Source organism: Algibacter sp. TI.3.09 (assembly GCF_038154905.1).
Classification (GTDB): domain Bacteria; phylum Bacteroidota; class Bacteroidia; order Flavobacteriales; family Flavobacteriaceae; genus Algibacter.
Genome location: NZ_JBAKAN010000001.1, coordinates 1,443,060 through 1,463,199 on the forward strand (window position 1 = coordinate 1,443,060; position 20,140 = coordinate 1,463,199).

General features: G+C 33.3%; 20 protein-coding genes. 7 read left to right on the forward strand and 13 right to left on the reverse strand.

Annotation, left to right across the window (positions count from 1 at the left end; all coding sequences use genetic code 11):
• Positions 1-199 precede the first annotated feature (199 nt).
• The 4 genes from V6246_RS05660 to V6246_RS05675 all read left to right on the forward strand — a co-directional run bounded on the left by V6246_RS05660 (position 200) and on the right by V6246_RS05675 (position 6,592).
• Complete coding sequence (locus V6246_RS05660) at positions 200-2,305, forward strand: bifunctional aldolase/short-chain dehydrogenase (protein WP_341559537.1); 2,106 nt, start codon at positions 200-202, stop codon at positions 2,303-2,305.
• A gap of 158 nt (positions 2,306-2,463) precedes the next feature.
• Entirely contained in the window at positions 2,464-3,744 is a 1,281-nt protein-coding gene (locus V6246_RS05665; RefSeq protein WP_341559539.1) for a sugar isomerase, read from the forward strand.
• An 11-nt stretch (positions 3,745-3,755) separates the two neighbouring features.
• Positions 3,756-5,126 (forward strand): FGGY-family carbohydrate kinase, encoded by a 1,371-nt coding sequence (locus tag V6246_RS05670; protein WP_341559541.1) that lies wholly within the window; start codon positions 3,756-3,758, stop codon positions 5,124-5,126.
• 50 nt (positions 5,127-5,176) lie between these two features.
• A complete protein-coding gene (locus V6246_RS05675; RefSeq protein WP_341559544.1) occupies positions 5,177-6,592 on the forward strand; it encodes a purine-cytosine permease family protein in 1,416 nt (471 codons plus the stop codon).
• Positions 6,593-6,677: 85 nt separating this feature from the next.
• On the opposite strand, the gene V6246_RS05680 is transcribed toward V6246_RS05675, so the two are convergent.
• The 4 genes from V6246_RS05680 to pdxH all read right to left on the reverse strand — a co-directional run bounded on the left by V6246_RS05680 (position 6,678) and on the right by pdxH (position 10,412).
• Entirely contained in the window at positions 6,678-7,193 is a 516-nt protein-coding gene (locus V6246_RS05680; protein WP_341559546.1) for a hypothetical protein, read from the reverse strand.
• A gap of 165 nt (positions 7,194-7,358) precedes the next feature.
• On the reverse strand, positions 7,359-8,594 hold the full coding sequence (locus V6246_RS05685; protein ID WP_341559548.1) for a glycoside hydrolase family 88 protein: 1,236 nt from the start codon (positions 8,592-8,594) through the stop codon (positions 7,359-7,361).
• Positions 8,595-9,095: 501 nt separating this feature from the next.
• A complete protein-coding gene (locus V6246_RS05690) occupies positions 9,096-9,590 on the reverse strand; it encodes a CAP domain-containing protein (RefSeq protein ID WP_304404121.1) in 495 nt (164 codons plus the stop codon).
• Positions 9,591-9,764: 174 nt separating this feature from the next.
• The gene (gene pdxH / locus V6246_RS05695; RefSeq protein WP_341559552.1) at positions 9,765-10,412 is read right to left on the reverse strand and encodes a pyridoxamine 5'-phosphate oxidase; all 648 of its coding nucleotides are present in this window, start codon (positions 10,410-10,412) and stop codon (positions 9,765-9,767) included.
• A 119-nt stretch (positions 10,413-10,531) separates the two neighbouring features.
• On the opposite strand from pdxH, the gene V6246_RS05700 reads away from it, so the two are divergent.
• A complete protein-coding gene (locus V6246_RS05700; protein ID WP_341559554.1) occupies positions 10,532-10,915 on the forward strand; it encodes a hypothetical protein in 384 nt (127 codons plus the stop codon).
• A gap of 18 nt (positions 10,916-10,933) precedes the next feature.
• On the opposite strand, the gene V6246_RS05705 is transcribed toward V6246_RS05700, so the two are convergent.
• The 7 genes from V6246_RS05705 to V6246_RS05735 all read right to left on the reverse strand — a co-directional run bounded on the left by V6246_RS05705 (position 10,934) and on the right by V6246_RS05735 (position 16,022).
• Positions 10,934-11,842 carry a ribonuclease Z gene (locus tag V6246_RS05705; RefSeq protein ID WP_341559556.1) on the reverse strand — a complete coding sequence of 303 codons (909 nt, stop codon included), beginning with the start codon at positions 11,840-11,842 and terminating at the stop codon, positions 10,934-10,936.
• 5 nt (positions 11,843-11,847) lie between these two features.
• Positions 11,848-12,318 carry a DUF3291 domain-containing protein gene (locus V6246_RS05710; protein ID WP_341559558.1) on the reverse strand — a complete coding sequence of 157 codons (471 nt, stop codon included), beginning with the start codon at positions 12,316-12,318 and terminating at the stop codon, positions 11,848-11,850.
• Position 12,319: 1 nt separating this feature from the next.
• A complete protein-coding gene (locus tag V6246_RS05715; protein ID WP_159021003.1) occupies positions 12,320-12,652 on the reverse strand; it encodes a ribonuclease Z in 333 nt (110 codons plus the stop codon).
• A 2-nt stretch (positions 12,653-12,654) separates the two neighbouring features.
• Complete coding sequence (locus V6246_RS05720) at positions 12,655-13,584, reverse strand: aspartate carbamoyltransferase catalytic subunit (protein WP_159021004.1); 930 nt, start codon at positions 13,582-13,584, stop codon at positions 12,655-12,657.
• A gap of 77 nt (positions 13,585-13,661) precedes the next feature.
• Entirely contained in the window at positions 13,662-14,201 is a 540-nt protein-coding gene (pyrR, locus tag V6246_RS05725; RefSeq protein ID WP_159021005.1) for a bifunctional pyr operon transcriptional regulator/uracil phosphoribosyltransferase PyrR, read from the reverse strand.
• Positions 14,202-14,444: 243 nt separating this feature from the next.
• Positions 14,445-14,981 carry a hypothetical protein gene (locus V6246_RS05730; RefSeq protein WP_341559561.1) on the reverse strand — a complete coding sequence of 179 codons (537 nt, stop codon included), beginning with the start codon at positions 14,979-14,981 and terminating at the stop codon, positions 14,445-14,447.
• Positions 14,982-15,137: 156 nt separating this feature from the next.
• Positions 15,138-16,022: a chromosome partitioning protein ParA gene (locus tag V6246_RS05735; protein ID WP_159021007.1), complete on the reverse strand. Its 885-nt coding sequence runs from the start codon at positions 16,020-16,022 to the stop codon at positions 15,138-15,140.
• Between the two features lie 156 nt (positions 16,023-16,178).
• On the opposite strand from V6246_RS05735, the gene V6246_RS05740 reads away from it, so the two are divergent.
• Together V6246_RS05740 and V6246_RS05745 are read left to right on the forward strand one after the other, a co-directional pair.
• Positions 16,179-16,643 carry a GNAT family N-acetyltransferase gene (locus tag V6246_RS05740; protein WP_341559562.1) on the forward strand — a complete coding sequence of 155 codons (465 nt, stop codon included), beginning with the start codon at positions 16,179-16,181 and terminating at the stop codon, positions 16,641-16,643.
• Positions 16,644-16,697: 54 nt separating this feature from the next.
• The gene (locus tag V6246_RS05745) at positions 16,698-17,222 is read left to right on the forward strand and encodes a thioredoxin family protein (RefSeq protein ID WP_341559563.1); all 525 of its coding nucleotides are present in this window, start codon (positions 16,698-16,700) and stop codon (positions 17,220-17,222) included.
• A gap of 82 nt (positions 17,223-17,304) precedes the next feature.
• Here V6246_RS05745 and V6246_RS05750 read toward each other — a convergent pair whose 3' ends face one another.
• Together V6246_RS05750 and V6246_RS05755 are read right to left on the reverse strand one after the other, a co-directional pair.
• Positions 17,305-17,682: a hypothetical protein gene (locus V6246_RS05750; RefSeq protein WP_341559564.1), complete on the reverse strand. Its 378-nt coding sequence runs from the start codon at positions 17,680-17,682 to the stop codon at positions 17,305-17,307.
• Positions 17,683-18,065: 383 nt separating this feature from the next.
• The gene (locus V6246_RS05755; protein WP_341559565.1) at positions 18,066-19,961 is read right to left on the reverse strand and encodes a M61 family metallopeptidase; all 1,896 of its coding nucleotides are present in this window, start codon (positions 19,959-19,961) and stop codon (positions 18,066-18,068) included.
• Positions 19,962-20,140: the final 179 nt, after the last annotated feature.

The window sequence follows — 20,140 nt, forward strand, 5'->3', positions numbered from 1 at the left end:
TTCTTCCTAAGAATCTTTACTCTCCGTTTTTAATAAAAATAAAACCTCTTTTAAATTAGTTAACATTCAACTTATTAAAAAGAATAATACGGGTTTGAATTACAGAAACTTCAATGTTTTCACTAAATTACAGTACAGTGCAGGATGGACTCAAATTACTAATTATATAAATTTGTCTAGTAACATTACAATAACAAATATGAGCACACTTACAAAAAAATTTAAACACGTAGATTATTTATGGGATGATGCTAAAGCTTCTGCTTTAGGAGACGACCAAGTAGCCTTATTTTTATATCGGTCCAATATTTTAGGAGCCGACCTAAGAATTACAAATTACGGTGGTGGTAACACCAGCTGTAAAACCATGGAAAAAGATCCTTTAACAAATGAAGAGGTTGAAGTAATGTGGGTAAAAGGTTCTGGTGGCGATATTGGAACATTAACACGCTCAGGAATTGCAGGTTTATATACCGAAAGATTACGCGATTTAAAAAATGTTTACGGCGGTTTAGAAGATGAAGATAGAATGGTGGGGTTATTTAACCACTGTATCTACGATTTAGATAGTAAAGCTCCATCTATTGATACGCCGCTTCACGGTTTATTACCATTTGCTCATATTGATCACTTACACCCGGATGCACTTATTGCTGTAGCCGCGGCTCAGGATAGTGAAAAAGTTACCAAAGAAATTTGGGGAGACACTATGGGTTGGGTGCCATGGCAAAAACCAGGATTCGATTTAGGGTTACAGTTAGAAAAATGCTTAGCCGATAATCCTGGAATTAGAGGTATTGTTTTAGGTTCTCATGGTTTATTTACTTGGGGAGACACATCATATGAATCTTACATCAATAGTTTAGAAGTTATCGAAATGGCTTCGGAATATATTGAAAAGAAAATGGAAGAAAAAGGTTCTGTTTTCGGAGGTCAAAAAGTAGAAAGCTTACCAAAAGAAGAACGTTTTGAAAAAGCAGTGCAAATCATGCCTTTATTAAGAGGTTTATGTGCTTCGGAAAATAGAATGATTGGTCATTTCTCTGATAACGATGTGGTTATGGAGTACATAAACAGTAACGATTTGCAACGCTTGGCGCCTATGGGAACCTCTTGTCCAGATCACTTTTTAAGAACCAAAATTCAGCCTTTAGTATTAACATTAGATAAAAACGAAGATTTATCTGATGCTGATGCCATTTTAAAGAAATTAGAACCTGGTTTTGAAGCTTACAGACAAGAATATGTAGATTACTATAATACTTGTAAAAAAGATAACAGTCCTGCCATTCGTGATGCAAACCCAGTAATTATTATTTATCCTGGTGTTGGTATGTTTAGTTTTGCAAAAAATAAGCAAACTACACGTGTTGCTAGTGAGTTTTATATAAATGCTATTAACGTAATGCGTGGTGCAGAAGCTATTACAGCTTATACATCTTTACCAAGGCAAGAAGCTTTCGATATTGAATATTGGTTGTTAGAAGAAGCCAAATTACAACGTATGCCAAAAGAGCAACCTTTATCTAGAAAAGTAGCTTTAGTTACTGGTGCTGGTGGTGGTATTGGAAAAGCTATTGCAGATAAATTAGCTGCAGAAGGAGCCAATATTGTACTTACAGATATTAACGAAGAAAGCTTAATTACAGCGCATGCTACTTACAAAAGAGATGTATCTACTTATGCTATTTGCGATGTAACAAATACAGAATCTATTGCATCTGCTTACAAAAAAGCAGTTATTGAATTTGGTGGTGTAGATATCGTGGTGCATAGTGCTGGTTTAGCAATTTCTAAAGCTTTAGAAGATACAACAGATAAAGACTGGAATATTCTACAAAGCATTTTGGTAAAAGGTCAATTCGATTTAGCTAAACAAGCTACCGCAATAATGCGTAAACAATCCCTTGGTGGAGATTACATTGCTATTGCAAGTAAAAACGGTTTAGTAGCTGGCCCAAATAATGTAGCATATGGTACTGCAAAAGCAGCACAACAACACATGGTGCGTTTATTAGCTGCCGAACTAGGAAAAGATAAAATTAGAGTAAACACAGTAAATCCAGATGGTGTTATTGTGGGTAGTAAAATTTGGGAAGGTGCTTGGGCCGCAGGTCGAGCTAAAGCCAATGGTATTACTGTAGAGGAGCTTCCGGCTTTTTATGCAAAAAGAAATTTATTAAATGAAATAATAACTCCTGCAGATATTGCTAACGGTGTATTCTCTTTAGTAGCATTACTTGATAAATCTACAGGAAATATTATTAATGTTGATGGCGGTATGGCCAATGCATTTGTGAGATAAAATAATATTTGAGTTAGTTTTAGTTTAAACTTCCATAGCATATTAAATTATATATGGAAGTTTTTTTAACAGAACACGTTTAAACGTTACTTTCTTCTTTTGCTAACTAAATAATTAATGCTTCACATACCTTCAACTAAACTAAACAAATAAGAATTATGAAAATAGAACAAAATCATATTCAAGACACCAATAAAAAAGACTTAACATCGCACCAAGAGCATTTCGATTTTTTATCCAATAGCTTAACAAAAAAAGGTGTAGATGTCAATAAAATCATATCAAAACTACAAGACTTTCAGGTTGCTATCCCTAGTTGGGCATTAGGAGCTGGAGGAACTCGTTTCGGACGTTTTTCATTCTATGGAGAACCTTCTAGCTTAGAACAAAAAATTCAAGATGTAGGTGTTTTACATGCACTTACACAAACTGCTGGAGCGGTATCATTACATATTCCTTGGGATATCCCTCAAGATTACAAGGCTATAAAAGAAATAGCTTCAGGCTTAGGTATTAAATTCGATGCCATCAATTCAAACACTTTTCAGGATCAAGCTAATGCTAAAGAAAGCTACAAGTATGGTTCTTTAAGCAGCACAAATGAAGCCGCTAGACAGCAAGCGATTCAGCATAATTTAGATGTGATTAATATCGGAAATAAATTAGGTTCAAAAAGTTTAACAGTATGGTTGGCAGACGGATCTTGTTTTCCGGGACAAACCAACTTTCAAACAGCGCTTCAAAATACAGAAAACAGTTTAAAAGATATTTACAAAGGTATTCCTGAAGATTGGAGTATGCTTATTGAATATAAACCTTACGAACCTAACTTTTACAGTACGGTAATTCAGGATTGGGGAACCTCATTCATGCTTGCTAATGCCTGTGGAGAAAAAGCGTTTTCACTTGTCGATTTAGGTCATCACCTACCTAACAGTAACATTGAGCAAATTGTATCGATATTAATGTCGAAAGCAAAATTAGGTGGTTTCCATTTTAATGACAGCAAATATGGAGATGATGATTTAACCGTTGGAAGTATTAAACCTTATGCCCTATTCTTAATTTTTAATGAATTGGTTTATGGTATGGAAAACAATCCTGCAAATCCTGATTTAGCTTGGATGATTGATGCTAGCCATAATGTAAAAGACCCGTTAGAAGATTTAATTCAATCTCTAGAAGCTATACAAGAAGCTTACGCCAAAGCGCTTTTAATAGATCAAAATGAATTAAAACAAGCACAACTAAATCACGATGTGGTAAAATGCCAAGAAATTCTACAAAACGCTTATAGAACAGATGTTCGGCCGTTACTAGAAAAAGCAAGATTAGAACGTGGCGGCGCATTAAGCCCTATAAATGCTTACCGTGCTTTAGATGTTAGAAATGAACTTATAAAAGAACGTGGTAGAAATACAGTTGCTACAGGACTATAATTTATTTTAAAATGATAAATGTAACTGCCGTATTCGACATAGGAAAAACCAATAAAAAATTCTTTCTTTTTGATAGTGATTACAAAGAAGTTTATAAGGAATACATAAGCTTTGATGAAATTCAAGATGAAGATGGACATCCTACCGAGAACCTAAAAGCGCTTCAAGAATGGCTAAAAAAAGTGTTTCAAAACATTCTTGAAGCTTCAGAATATAATATTCAAGCTATAAATTTCTCAACTTATGGTGCCAGCTTTGTACACTTAGATGAAAACGGAGAAGTACTTACGCCTCTGTATAATTACACCAAACAAATTGACAAAAGTATTGTTGACGAGTTTGTTGAAAAATATGGGCCTAGAGAAGATTTTTTAAAAACAACTGGTTGTTTTGATTTAAGCCTTTTAAATTCTGGTTTACAGCTTTATTGGATAAAACATACCAAACCCGAAATATTCAAAAAAATAAAATACTCGCTGCATTTACCCCAGTATCTCAGTTTTATTTTTACAGGAATAGCCTTAAGCGAATATACTAGTATTGGCTGCCACACAGGGCTTTGGGATTACACAAAAAAAGATTATCACAGTTGGGTTTACAGAGAAGAACTTCATAAAATTTTACCAACTATTGTTTCTACAGAAACCAGTATTAACATGAACTACAACGGGAAACGTATTAAAATTGGTGTGGGTATTCACGATAGTTCTTCGGCTTTATTGCCTTATGTGCGTAGTGTAAAAAAGAAGTTTGTATTAGTATCCACAGGAACTTGGAGCATTACTTTAAACCCATTTACAGATCATCCTATTGTTGCAGATAGCGATACTGAAGACTCTATTAATTATATGAGAATTAATGGAAAACCTGTAAAAGCGACACGTTTATTTTTAGGTAACGAGTATAAAATTCAAATAGATAAACTAAGTAAACTCTTTAATGTGGATGAAAATTATCATCGTCACGTAAAGTTTGACTATGATATCTATTCTGAAATATTACACGATTTTAAACACATGTTTACATGGGAAGGGTTAATTGATCAAGATATGCCAAAAGAAACTCATATAAGCTATGATAATTTTGAATATGCCTATCATCAATTAATGACGGAACTTGTTCTTCTTCAAATAAAAAGTATAAAAGATGTTATTGGTGACGATGATGTTAAACGCCTTTATATTGATGGAGGTTTTAGTGATAACGACCTTTTTGTAAAATTACTATCACATTATTGTAGAAACATGAAATTACGAACTACCGATTCTTCATTAGGATCAGCATTAGGTGCAGCCATTTCTATTTCAGATAAAAAATTAAACTCTAAATTTTTGCGTAAAAATTACTCACTAAAAAAACACGTCCCCTTTATAATTAAATAACACATACTAAATTACTAGACAGAACTAACCATTCCATAAAACTAAACTAAATGAGCCAAGTAAGTATAGAACAACATGCAATTGAAGACATTGCAGGAGGAGAATTTGAAAGAACCCCGGTACCAAAATCCAAACTAAAAGGATGGAAGAGTTTTATTGGCATGTATGCCGGAGAGCATGCTGCCGGAACTGAGTTTATGATTGGCCCCTTGTTTTTAACAGCTGGTGTAAGTGCTTTCGATTTAATTATTGGTTTGCTATTAGGAAACCTATTAGCAGTTTTAAGTTGGAGATTTTTAACTGCAGAAATAGCTATTAAAAACAGAATGACTTTATACTTTCAGTTAGAAAAAATATGTGGTAAAAAACTAGTTACAGGTTATAACTTAGCTAACGGTATTTTATTTTGCTTTTTAGCAGGGTCTATGATAACTGTTTCTGCAACAGCAGTAGGCATACCATTTAATATGCCTATGCCAAAGCTAACGGATACTATGCCTAACGGTGCAACTTGGATAATCATAGTTATTCTTATTGGAGCTGTTATATCTATAATTGCAGCACGTGGTTACGATATGGTTACCAAAGCTGCTAACCTAATGTCTCCAATAATTGTTATAGCTTTTATTGCTTGTGGTATAGTAGCTCTTAACCAATTGGGCGTAGCTAGTTTTAGTGATTTTTGGAATATTTGGGGAGAAGGTTCAGAGCCCTTTCCGGGGCAAATAAAATTCACGTTTTGGCATGTTGTAATTTGGTCTTGGTTTGCTAATGGCGCCATGCATATTGGTATGTCGGATTTATCAGTTTTTAGATTTGCAAAAGAAGCCAAAGCAGGCTGGGCAACAGCGGCAGGTATGTACGTAGGCCATTATATGGCATGGATTGCGGCTGCATTATTATATGCCGTTTACTTAAAATCTCCTGAAGCTTTAACTTTTTTAAGCAATGGTGATGCACCTCCTGTAGCACCAGGACCTCTAGCTTATAATGCTATAGGTGTTTTTGGTATTATAGCAGTCGTTTTAGCAGGTTGGACCACTGCAAACCCGACAATTTACAGAGCTGGTTTAGCTTTTCAAGCTATTTTACCAAAACTATCTACCGCTAAGGTTACTATTTTAGCAGGTACAGTTGCAACTATAGCAGGACTTTTTCCTGCATTTGCCATGAAACTTTTAGGTTTTGTTGCGCTTTACGGTTTTATTTTAGCGCCTTTTGGAGCCATTATTGTATTTGAACACTTTTTCCATAAAAAAGTAGGCATCATAAAAAACTATGCTGAAGTGGCTAACTTATCGTTTAATAAATCGGTGTTTTGGGCTTGGGCTATTAGCTTCGGTATTTTCTACTTTATTTCGGTACAGTTTGATGTATTTTTATCTTTTGTAACACTACCCGCTTGGATTTTATGCGGTGTACTCTTTTTAGTTTTTAGCAAGAAATTCCAAAAGCAGACGAAATAATTAATTTTAAAACATAAAAAAACGGGTTGAAAAGTTTATTACTTTTCAACCCGTTTTTATTTATAAATGATGATAAATACTAAATTTATTCTATATGTATTATTCTAATACCATTAAAACAATCGTCTGTACAATTATCTGGAGTATAACCACAAACTGATATTAATCCGTTATTCTCTGTTTCAAAGTAAGTTTTAGCATTTTTTCTTTTAACCAACCATTCATTTTCAGCTTTATTGTAGATAGCATCTAAGGTTAAAGCCTGAGCTCCTGAGGTATGACTTCCAACTTCTACTCCATTTTCTACCCACTCTAGTTCCTCTTCAGATAAATTAACATCTAAACCTTCTGGTATAAAATATTTAAAATGTCTTTGAGTAACCTCACCATTAATTACTGTTATTGTCGTTTCATTAGACCATCCCACCCAAGAACCATTTTGTACAGTATATGTGTATGAGTTATTAGTCTCTATTTTGAAAGTCTCTAAAGTTTCAAGACTATTTTCAAAACTGTTTTGATAAGATATGTCGTCCGATTCGCAAGACAGACATAAACTTCCAATAAAAACGAAGGCAATAAGGTAAATTTTGTATTTCATAATCTTGAGCTTTTCCCGAAGATGCAACTATTAGCAATTGGTTGCGTGATATCGAAGGTAGTATTTTCAATAATGAAAAAAGAAAAGCCTTTTTTTTCAAGAAAATAATTGAAGACATAAAAAAGAGGTTATCATTTCTTATAAAATAATAACCTCTTTTGTAATTTACATTTTGTGCAAAGCTGCTAAAACAGGAATACCTTCGTTCAGTTTTTTAAGTCTTAACAAGGCTTCAACGTAATAGTAATCGGCATAAACAATTGAATAATCAATCTCTGACCCTGCCGGTGCATGACCTGTAGAATGCAATAAACATGCGGTATTTACATCTTTACTTTGGTAGTTTTTAGAAAGTTCTATTAACATACCTTCACCTTTCTCTCTATATTCTTTAGCTAAATTTTTATCTTTAGTAAGCGTTGATAGTTCTAACAACGCAGAAGCTACTACAGCGGCCGCAGAAGCGTCTCTAGTGGTATTTGGAATATCTGGAGCATCAAAGTCCCAATATGGTATTAAATCTTCTGGTAAACGATCTAAATACACCTGAGTTATTTTTTGTGCAAAATCTAAATATTTAGGATCTTTAGTTTCTCTATAAACCATAGTATAACCATAAATAGCCCACGATTGGCCACGTGCCCACATACTACTATCGCTGTAACCTTGGTGTGTTACACCTTTAATTTTTTCTCCTGTATCTTTATCATAAACAACCACGTGGTATGATGTATAATCTGGTCTAAAATGATTTTCCATTGTAACGTCGGCATGGCTAACAGCCATATCATACAATGCTTTATTACCTCCATTTTTAGATGCCCAAAACAACAACTCTAAATTTATCATGTTATCCATAATAGTGTTGTGCTGTGGCCATTCCATATTTGGTACATCTCTCGGCCAAGATAAAATAGTACCAACATTAGGATTAAATAATGTGGCTAAAGTATCGGCTGTTTTTAAAATAACATCTTTATAATCTGGATTTTTAGTTAAGCGGTAACCATTTCCAAAACTATTATAGACCTGAAAACCTAAATCGTGATCTAAGGCAGGAGTTACAGATAATGGTCTAAGATATTCTGTGAATTTATCGGCAGATGCTTCCCATGCTTGTTCATTATTAAACTCATATAAATACCAAAGTTCACCTGGCCAAAAGCCACTAGTCCAATCTTTATAATCTACATAACGCCACTCTTTACTGTCTGGAGCAATATTTCTAGGAATATCTCCTTCGGCTGGAACTAATTTTAAAGCATTAGTAGTTTGCTCAACACAATACGCTAATTGCTCATCAACATCAAAACTTGCTTCTACTGCAACTTCACTTTTCTTTTTACCACAGTTTACCATTAGGAGTGTTACAACAAATGCGCCTAAAATTTGTAATTTCATATGCCTCATATTTAATATCTATAATCTTTTCTAATTCTATTTCTTAGGTTTGAGTAATTGAATTATGAGCATTAAATCATAATTACAAATCGCTTCCTTATTGAATTCAATATTAGTGAGAATTAAGATTTAACATCATAAATTATAGCGCAATTAGTATAAATTATGGTCATATTTTGACCGAAAGCGCCGTAAAGCCTACAGATTTTAAAATACTCGTAAAAAAACTATTATTTTTTAACAACTTAAGTTGAGTTATAATTAAACAAAATAATAAGAATAAACAGGAAGATTTAAGATGTATAAATAGACGAAAACATGGTCAATATGTAATGTGTGTAATTTGTATTTTATACACAAAAAAATCCTCTGATTTTCATCAGAGGATTTTTATACTTTAAACTAGATAACAACACTTCAAATTGTTATTAACTTACCTGTTTAACTCATTATGGCTATTAATTAGTAAATAAATAGGTATGCTCTAGTAACGTAGTTACTTTATTTTTTAATAAAGATATTAGTGTAATACCATCTACCTTCTTCATTTTGTTCTGCTGATATATCAAAGTTTGTAAAATCACCTTCAATATTTTTACGGTGTCCCTCACTTGCTAACCATGCTTTCACTAAAGTTTGAGCTGAGCTGTAACCGTAAGCCACATTTTCTGAAACCCTTGCAGCTCCCGTATGAGATTTTAAATACTCACTTCTCTTAAAAAAGTTATCGTGAGAGATTTCATTATTTTCTAACATATAATCTGTGTGGCTATAAGCTACAGATTTCACAATATTCATATCACTTAAAGTATTTAAACCTTGAGACATTCTATAATCGTTAATTAATTCTAAAGTTTCTACCTCAATAGTTTTGGCTTGGATAGTAGTTTCTTCAATTTGAATTTGTTCTGTACCCTCATCCATACTTTCAGTAGAACAGGAAAAAGAAAACATAGCTATCAGAGCTATTAACGGAAATTTTAGAAGTGATTTCATAAGTAGGTATTTTTTGAATTATTGCTTTGGGTTCAACAAAGATATTCGCCTACTTAAAAGAAAGTGTTAAATAAATGTTAAAATCGACTAACAACATGCGTTTCATCGATTTTAATTGCTTTTAATCGTTGAAATACACGTTTTGAAAATTAAAAAATGTATTTCAACGTTATTTTATGAAGATAAACGGTTTATCAACCAGCTATAATCTTCTTGAAGTTGATACCTAATTCTATCATGTAATCTATTAGGTCGACCTTGCCAAAACTCTATTTCAACTGGCTTTACAATATAGCCACCCCAATATTTTGGTCTTAAAATGGGTTTACCCTCATATTCTTTTTCTAATTCCGACAGTTTAGTCTCAAGATACTCACGATTTGGGATTACTTCACTTTGGCTAGAAACTAATGCACCTAACTGACTGCCTACAGGTCGAGACTCAAAATAACCATCGCTCATATTCTCAGCAATTTTTTCTGCACGTCCTTTTATAATAATTTGTCGTTCTGCTCCATGCCAAAAAAAAGATAAGCAAACATTAGGGTTCGCTGCTATAGCTTTTCCTTTTTCACTTTCATAATTAGTATAAAAAATAAATCCTTCGTAGGTGTAGCGCTTTAAAAGTACCACCCTGTTTTTTGGAAAACCATCTAACCCTAAAGTTGAAACCGTCATCGCATTTGTTTCATCTTCAGCAAAGTGTAAATCTACCTCATGAAACCACTTTTGAAATAATTCTAACGGGTTTTCTGGTACTTCTTCTAAAAGCAATTCGCCTTTATCATAAGATTTTCTATAGTTACTTAAGTCCTTTTCCATAGGTACAAATTAACGAAAAAAAAAGATTCTATAAATTTTTATTAAGTACGAATTTTCATATATTTAAAGTGTATAAATAATTACAGATGCAATTTAAAAAAACAAAATACTTTAATAGTATGACACATAAGGAAATTGAACTTCCCTTCGGAACATACTATTTTTGTAACAACATTGTAATTTCAGAATTAAATGAAGGTGTACATTTTGATTGGGACAAATGCCTTATTATAATTAATGAAATCTTAGAATTTTATGGTGACGATTGTAAAGTTGGGTTTATCTCAAATAGAATAAACAATTACTCTGTAGATCCTAATAATTGGGTGAGAACACATACTGAATATAACTTTATGGTTGCAAGTGCCATAATAGTATATAAAAATTCGAGCTACAAAGTAGCTACTCTAGAAAAATACTTTTCTCAAAAAAAATTAAAACGCTGCTTATCTTTAGAAGAAGCCATATGCTGGCTACAAAAATTTAAGAAGCTAAAAGTATAACAGAAAAAATGGCAACCATTAACTAAAATCAAACACCTTACCGTCTCCGCTTAGCTTTACATTATCAAAAACCTCCTCGGCTTCCGTTTTAAAGCCTTCCAAACCGCCATAACGTGTAGAAAAATGCCCCAACACTAAAGTGCCCACATTGGCTTGCTTAGCAATGCTAGCTGCTTCTTTAGCTGTAGAATGTTTAGTTTTTGGTCCTAAATGTGCATGTTTTTCTAAAAATGTCGATTCATGATATAATACATCTACATCTTTTATTATGGGCACAATATCTTCCTTATAGACTGTATCACTGCAAAAAGCGTAACTTTTAGGTTTTTCAGCATCCCTTGTAACGCTTTCATTTCTAATTAAAACACCATCTTCGTTCTCAACATCAAAGCCTTGTTTTAACTTTCTATAGTAAGCTACATTTATATTAGCTTCTTCTGCTAAATCTACGTCTAATTTACGCTCACCTTCCTTTTCCTTAAACAAATAACCGTTAGTATATATACGATGCTCTAAAGGAATGGTGTGTACCTCAACCACATCATCTTCATATACCAGTTGAGATTCTTTAGAAGATAACTCATGGAAATACAAGTTATAATTAGTCCAAGAATCGGCCAATTTCATTTGTAGTGTTACAATTTCTTTGATGCCTTTTGGGCCATAAACATGCAAATCGGCTTCTCTTTTCAACAATCTAAAGGTTGAAATTAAACCTACTAACCCAAAAAAGTGATCGCCATGTAAATGTGAAATAAACACATGCTTAATTCTATTGAATTTAATTTTATGTCTACGTAAATGTACCTGTGTACCTTCTCCACAATCAATTAGAAACATATGATTATTAATTTCTAAAACCTGAGATGTAGTATTGGTTAAAGCTCTTGGAGTTGCGCTATAACAGCCTAAAATAGTGAGCTTCATAAATTTTAATTTAGTGTTTTGTATTGTAAGGCATCGGCAGCTGTAAACTTACTTTTAAAAGAAAAAGCATAAGGCGTTTCGCCGTGTGCATTTAAATAATCTAATCTATCTTTAGCATCCTGAAACGTTGGTATATAACCTTCTGGTACGTACCAAAACGCAAGATGCATCATTTTAATTTTGCTAAACCATTCTTTTTTACGCTTAAAAACTTCAATATGGTCAGAATTGTAAGTGTAATTAAAAAGAGCTTCTCTACTTTCCCAAACCGATATATTAATAATTAAAGTATCATCTTTAAAAACTAAAACAGCAGCATCTTTATCCTCATCTTTTAAACGCCAAACAAAACCTTCGCTTTTATCGGCAATGGCATTCATTTTATCCACATTATTTATAAAACCTTGCATAATGGGATCGCTAAGTGGCGCCAAACATTTGGCAATATTTACTTGGGCTAAATAGAGTGTACTCATTTTACAAACCTAAGTCGCGTTCCATAACCTCCATTTCGATAAGGTCGTGAGCTTCTTGTAAGGTAGGCACAATAGCTAAATCTTCTGGAGCTTCGTCTAAATCTATTTTACTAGATACAATAACGAAAGAATGTTTAGCTGCACGATGTGTATTAGAAATTTGTAAAAACTCTACAACCTCATCCGTACTTATAGCATCTAAAGATGTTAAAGCAACAATAATATTATTGTTTTTAAACTTAGGATATAAAGCTTGTATTTTTTTTATCAATTCTATACTCGTAGCTTTCTCTTGAGTAATAATAGATGTATTTTCTTTTTGATCAATAATCATAACTATTGTTTTATTTTAGATGCCAATAAATAAATTACCGCCATACGTACGGCAACGCCATTTTGCACCTGATCTAGAATTATAGCCTGATCAGAATCGGCAACATCGCTCGTAATCTCTACGCCACGGTTTATTGGTCCGGGATGCATAATGGTAATTTCTTTATCTAGCGAATTTAGCAAATCTTTTGTAACTCCAAATTGTTGCGTATATTCTCGTGTTGATGGAAAATAACTAATATCCATACGCTCATTTTGTACACGCAGCATATTAGCAACATCGCACCAATTTAAAGCTTTCCTTAAATCGGTTTCTACCTTTACCCCTAATTTATCAATATATTTTGGTAATAAAGTTTTTGGTCCGCAAACCATAACCTCAGCACCTTGTAATTGCAATGCAAATATGTTAGACAGCGCTACTCTACTATGCAGAATATCGCCAACAATAACCACTTTTTTCCCTTTAACACCGCCTAATTTTTCTCTAATAGAATACGAATCTAACAAGGCTTGCGTAGGGTGTTCATGTGCGCCATCGCCAGCATTTATAATGCTTGCCTTAACATGTTTAGATAAAAACACACCAGCACCAGGGTTTGGGTGCCGCATTACAACCATATCCACTTTCATCGATAAAATATTGTTTACCGTATCGATTAAAGTTTCTCCTTTTTTAACAGAAGATTGTGCCGAAGAAAAATTTAATACATCGGCCGATAAACGTTTTTCTGCCAACTCGAACGATAACTTTGTTCTCGTAGAATTTTCGAAAAATAAATTGGCAATGGTAATATCACGCAGCGAAGGCACCTTTTTAATCGGTCGGTTTATCACTTCTTTAAAATGATCGGCCGTTTCAAAAATAAGTTGAATATCCTGTTTGTTCAGGTATTTTATACCTAATAAGTGATTTACACTTAATTCGCTCATGATTTTAATATTCAGTTGGCCCCAATAGTTGCCAGTTGTTCAAATTGTATATTATCTAGCTTCTTTAAACTAAAAAACTATTTTTCAATTAAATAAACCGCGTCTTCACCATCTTGCTCCGTCCAGTTTACTTTCACTTTTTCGTTATTAATAACATCTACCTGGCGGCCACGGTAATCGGGCTGTATCGGTAAATGTCTACTAAAACGTCTATCAATAAGTGTTAAAAGCTCAATTTCTTGAGGTCTCCCAAACGACTGTATAGCTGTTAAAGCCGAACGAATACTACGTCCAGTGTATAAAACATCGTCCACAAAAACTACATTTTTATCTTCAACTAAAAAATTAATTTTAGTGGCATTGGCCTCCAACGGTTTATCGCTACGTCTAAAATCGTCACGATAAAAGGTAATATCCAATTGCCCTAATTTAATATCTTTAATTTTATAATCTTCGGTTAAAATTTTAGCCAATCGGCTCGCTAAAAACACGCCACGTGGTTGCAAACCAATTAAAACGGTATTCGAAAAATCGTGATGTCGTTCAATAAGCTGGCAAGCCAATCTGTGAAGAATGATATTTATGGCTTTAGCGTTAAGTAAAACTTTTTGACTCATATGGTGTTCCAAACGTATTTGGTAAACAAAGGTAATGCAAAAAAAGATAAGTAGAAACCCTAGTCAATAACTTTATTTTGGGCGCAACCCTATCGGGTCGGGCTATACGTTGCAAGTCCTCGTAAGCCCGATTCTCATCGGGCTTACTGTGGGCTTTACACTGCTATCCCTTGCGCATAGCTTGCAGCGGTAGTTCTATAAAGCAAAGTGCCATTTAAACCACTACAATTATTTGTAATAATACTATAATCCAAATATTTTAGCATCTACATAAAATGCAGAATTCACATCAATATTATGGTCTTCAGAAATTAACTCATCCGTTACAGCTTCTACTCTAAGCGTATAAGCATCACTTTTAATGTACACCTTTAAATCTTCGTTAGTTGTTTCCAGCATAAGGCTCTTTTCTGCATTTTCCGGTACCTCTTCCATCCAAGCAATTAGCATTTCCTCTTCATCTTCCGCAGAAATATAAATATTAATAGAATTCAAGAAATTAAAATCGCCCTCTTCTGGCGAGATCAACTTCAATTCCATATCAGTCAGATTAATAGACTCTATTAAATCTTTTTTGGTATTGTTATTCTCAAAAGTAGATTCCGAGTTCGTAGTAACCTCTGGAGTTTCCATGAAAAAAGGCACATCTACCACAGTGGTAGATTGTATAACGACAGATTCGGTGTAATTAATTTCAAATTTGGTTAATTCATCTAGCGCATCACAACCAACAATTAATGTTAATAGAAATGCACTTGCAATTAATTTAATAGTTTTCATAAGTTATTTTTTGGGGTTTGTTTTTAATTTAAGTTTTCAAATATAAGACAAAACGATAAATAAATCGGTTTAAATGCAAAAACAGTGATTTTTTAAATAAAAAAAACTCAAGTTTAAAAAACTTGAGTTTCAGCTATTAAGTGTTAATTAATGAGTCTATTTAAGCCTAAACTCAGAGCTTGATACTAAATCTTTATCGTTATAAACATTAACCACGTAACGTCCTTTTTCAAACTTCTCTTTACCTTCAGATGCTACAAACTCGCAAACATTAAGGCTTATATTTTCATAATTAAACTTACTAATCATACTGTAGTTTACAATAGTTTCATCGAACTGTACTTGCTCGTTTAAGCCTAACGTACGGTTTAATGGGTCTACAACTTGTACATACAATTCTTGATCTCCACTTTGCACTAAAGCATTTTTAGGAACCGTAAAGCAAACTCTAATTTTATCTGTACGGCTAGCACGTTCTGTTGGAATTAATTTTCCAGAAGCACGCTCTATAACGCCAAAACCTTTTAAACCCACAGCACCTAAAACAGATGCATTGTTAACTACTTCTGCTAATGCAGTATTTTGTATCAATAAAGAATCTGTAAAAATAGTACGCTCTTCTAAACGTACTCTAGTGCTATCTAAAGATGTTGCTAAATACGAGTTCTCTACACGTAAAGAATCATTTTGTGCTAATAAGGCATCCATTTCTTTTTGTAACGATGCATATTTTTGTTTGTATCTCCACAAACTTTTTACGTTAGTTTCAGAAATCTGTAAAGAATCTATTAATCCTTGAATTCTACCACGAGCATCAATTAAATTTTTGTTCGAAATTTGATTTTCACTAATCGCCTCATCATATTGTTTAGCCATTGTGTTAAGATCGTTCATTACCAAACGTTTTTGTTCGGTTAACTCCTGCTCTACCTCGTTACTTTTCTTATTAAGGTTCATGGCATAAAAACCAGTTGCCAAAAATAAAACCAATGCAATCCCTAAAGCCACTTTAAGCCCTGTACTGTTGTTAGAATTTTCCATATATTTTATAAATTTAAAGTTTAGTTTTAATACTAAATGTACTGTCGACATTTGTTCTATATACGCACCACTTATTATTTTGGATCGAATACCCTCATTAAAAAAAATATAACGTAATTTAGTTCTCGCTTTTTTAAAAAGAACTAACGAACAATTATGACGGTAGAAATAATACCTTTCGAGCAAAAATACACAACAGATTTTTATAACCTAAATATAGAGTGGTTAAAATCGCTTTTTTATGTAGAACCTTACGATGAAATGGTGCTTAAAAACTGTGAAGCCCATATTATCGACCAAGGTGGCCATATATTTTTCGCAAAATTTAATAATGATATTGTGGGTACAGTAGCTTTAATGAAAATGGAAGGCACTAATAATTTTGAATTAACCAAAATGGCTGTTTCTCCACCTAATCGCGGGTTTAAAATTGGGCAAAAACTTATGCATCACGTTATTGACTTTGCTAAAATCAAACAGATCCCTAAACTTATTATCTATTCTAACCGGAAATTAGAAAACGCCATTTACGTCTATAAAAAGTATGGTTTTGTTGAAATCCCTTTGGAAGAAAACAACCATTACGAACGCGCCGATATTAAAATGGAATTAGCCTTTTAATAGAAGTAACTCTAATTATTTTTTTACATTTGATAATACCTTAAAAACTTATTCATGAAAATTAAAATTTTAATCCTTTTAATTACCGGTTTACTTGCTTTTAACAACTCTATTTCGGCTCAAGAAAGCACCTCTAGCTTATTAGATAAAGCGCAGACCGAAGCTAAAAAAGAAGGCAAAGCTATATTTATAAAGTTTGAAGCTTCTTGGTGCGGTTGGTGTAAAAAAATGACGAAAGACATGAAAGCCGATGGAACTAAAGCCTTTTTTGAAACAAACTATGTTACCGTGCCCGTTGTGGTAAAAGAATCTAAAGGAAAGGAACATTTAGAGAATCCGGGATCTAACGATTTACTAAAAAAATATAACGGCGAAAAAGCGGGTTTACCGTTTTGGGTTATTCTAGATGCGGATTTAAATGTAATTACAGATGCTTACAATGCTAAAGGCCAAAATTTAGGCGCTCCAGGAACTAAAGAAGAAGCAGATGTTTTTATTGAAAAAATAAAGAAATCGGCTAAAAAAATAACAGAAAATGATGTTGCGAGTATTAAAAGCCAGTTTGTACTAAAAAGTTAGATTACATATTATAAAACAAAAAAGCTCAAGATTTAAATCTTGAGCTTTTTTGTTTTGTATAAACTAGTAAACACCACAGTGCTTATGATTCTAATGGTACGTCTGGTAATTTATTTTTAAAACTTGGCGCATTCTCTCTGTACGATACCTTTTTCTTTTTAGAAACAACAAGTAATAAGTCTTCCTTTAAAGTAAATAAAGTTCCGCCTCTAAACGAATTTGTTAGTAATTCTTCTATTTCGGCAATAGCCTCGGGTAAAGAAAATTGTTTGTATAACTCCTCTTCGGTATGGCGGTATTTAAATTGAAAGATTGTTTTTCCTTCAACTACAAACAAACGGGCATAAACATTTACTAAGCCTTCGCTTTTTCTTAAAGGTCTACTTAAGGTTAGTTTTACAAACTCATCATCGATTACACTTTGTTGTAATCTTTCAAAAAAATCTTTAAATTCACTCATACTGCAAAGATAGAAAATGCCTCTATAAAGCCATAGTTTTTCATACAATTATATGGGTGTGTTTTTGGCGTTGTATTTTAAGTAAATAATTTTAAACTTTAAATTTATTACAAGATGAAACTTGTGTTTAGGCTTTAGCACATTCTCTACAAACAGCCCCGCGTTAGGGATTGATGCGGCATCCTTTTTACAAATTGGCTAAGCCTATAAAATAAGGATGAAACAAGTTTTAATTGAAGTGCTATTACAAACAGAACACTCCAAACCTTTGTAAAAAGATATAGCGGAAAGCCCGCCCCTTTTCGGGTAACGCCATAAAAAAAAACGATTGACAAACTTTACAGTTCATCAATCGTTTTAATTTAATTTTTATGTAATTACGTTTAGCCTTTTAACCAAGCTTCGCGTAATGTTTTTTGAGCTTCATTAACATCGGCTTTTTCAAAGATACCGTTACCCATAGTGTACGATTTTGTGGTTTTGGTATTGATTTCAATATCTTTTCCATCACGGTTTAGAGTTACGTTTATATCGGTTCCTGGAGTCCAAGCAAACATTTTTTGTAATAAATCGTTTGCGTTTTGCATTGTAAATGGCTCACCAGATACAGCTTTTAAAACATCGTTTGCTTGCACACCTTGCTCGTTCCAGAAGCTATTTTTAGTCACTTCTTCTGTAAAGAAAACTTCTCCTTTTTCTGGATTTGCTCCAAATAATAAGGTTCCTGCATTGTGTACATAGCTTGTTTCTATTTTTCCTTCGGTGATTTCTAAACCTACTTTGCTTAAAAATTGGTTATAATTAATTGGAATATCGCCAATAACATGGTTGTCGAAAAAGTCGCGTAACGATGGGTATGTCATGGCTACAATTTCGTCGATAAGTTTATCATCTTCAAACGGTTTGTTTTTTCCGTATTTATTAGACAGTTCTTTCATTAAAGATAAAATCCCACGTTGACCGTTACTTTCTTCGCGTAAAATAATATCTATGCACATACCTATTAGTGCTCCTTTTTGGTACACGTTTGTATATTGATCTTTGTAAGGTGCTTTTAGTATATTTTCGCTCATTATGGTAAAACTCATAGCATCGTTCATGTTTTGAGACGCTTGTACTTTTTCCATGATTTTGTTAAAAAACTCATCTTCTGAAACTAGATCTTCACTTACCTGAAAAAGAGTTGCAAAATACTCGGTTACACCTTCGTACATCCATAAATGCTTAGAGAATGTTGGGTTGTTGTAATCGAAATAATGAACATCTTCTGAGTGTACGCTTAAGGGCGTTACAATATGGAAAAATTCATGAGATACTACATCTGTCATGCTGCTAGCTATTGTAGCCTCGTCCATATCTTCTGGTAAAACTACAACTGTAGATGTGTGGTGCTCTAATGCGCCAAAACCTTTTGGAGACTCTTCTGTCCCTTCCGATAAATACAGGTAAATATCGTATCGAGGTGTTGAGTTAATATCGCCTAAAAACACTTTTTGAGCTTGCATCATTTTAAAAACAACATCTTTTAAAGAGGCTGCAGAATGTACATTGTTTGGCGAGTAAACGCTTAATACAATTTTAATATCGCCAACCATAAACTCTTCTACATCGAGTTTACCATACATCATTGGGTTGTCGGTAATATCGAAATAACGGGTTGCAAAATAACTTGTAGTTACACTTTTACCGTCTTCACTAGTTTTAGAATTTACAGTTTGTAATGCTGATGTACGAACAAAATCTGCAGAACCTGTTACGTCCAATTTATATTGGTTGTTTTTTAAAGTATCGAAATACCCAATAAAACCATGTAAGTTAAGCACATAGTTTTCTGGCTCAATATTAGTTCCCGATGGAGAAAATGGCTCTTCACCACCAATACCACCTTTAGTTTCGATATCGAAAGTATCGTTTACTAAATAAGTTATTTTATCCAATTCTTTTGCATTGGCAATCGTCCATGTGTTTTCGTCTACCTTTACTACTGGCATACTTTCACCTTTGTAGTTAATGGCTTTAAAATCGTCTACATACTTACCAAAATCGCTAACAGAATACGTTCCTTGTACCACTCTTGGTAATCTATAAGTTACGCTAGATACTGTAAAACGCCCTGGATTGATAACTACTGGAGCTTTATCATCGGTAACGTTATCTAAATTAATAGATGTTTCTATTGGTGTACTTACAGCTAAATCGTTTTTTGCGTTTTTTGTTGAATTACAACTTGCTAATAAAAGCCCCATCATGACAGATGCGGAAAGGAACTTGGTATTCATATTTTACTTTTAATTTAATTACGGCTGTGCATGAATTTGGTCTGGCACAACCTCGATTTATAATCACTCTATTTTAACTAAACGCATAGAATTTTTAGCAGATTCATGCAGACTACTTAAGTATAAATAATTGACCTCGAAATTACCATTCTGTTACATATTATTCTCCTAAGGTTTTG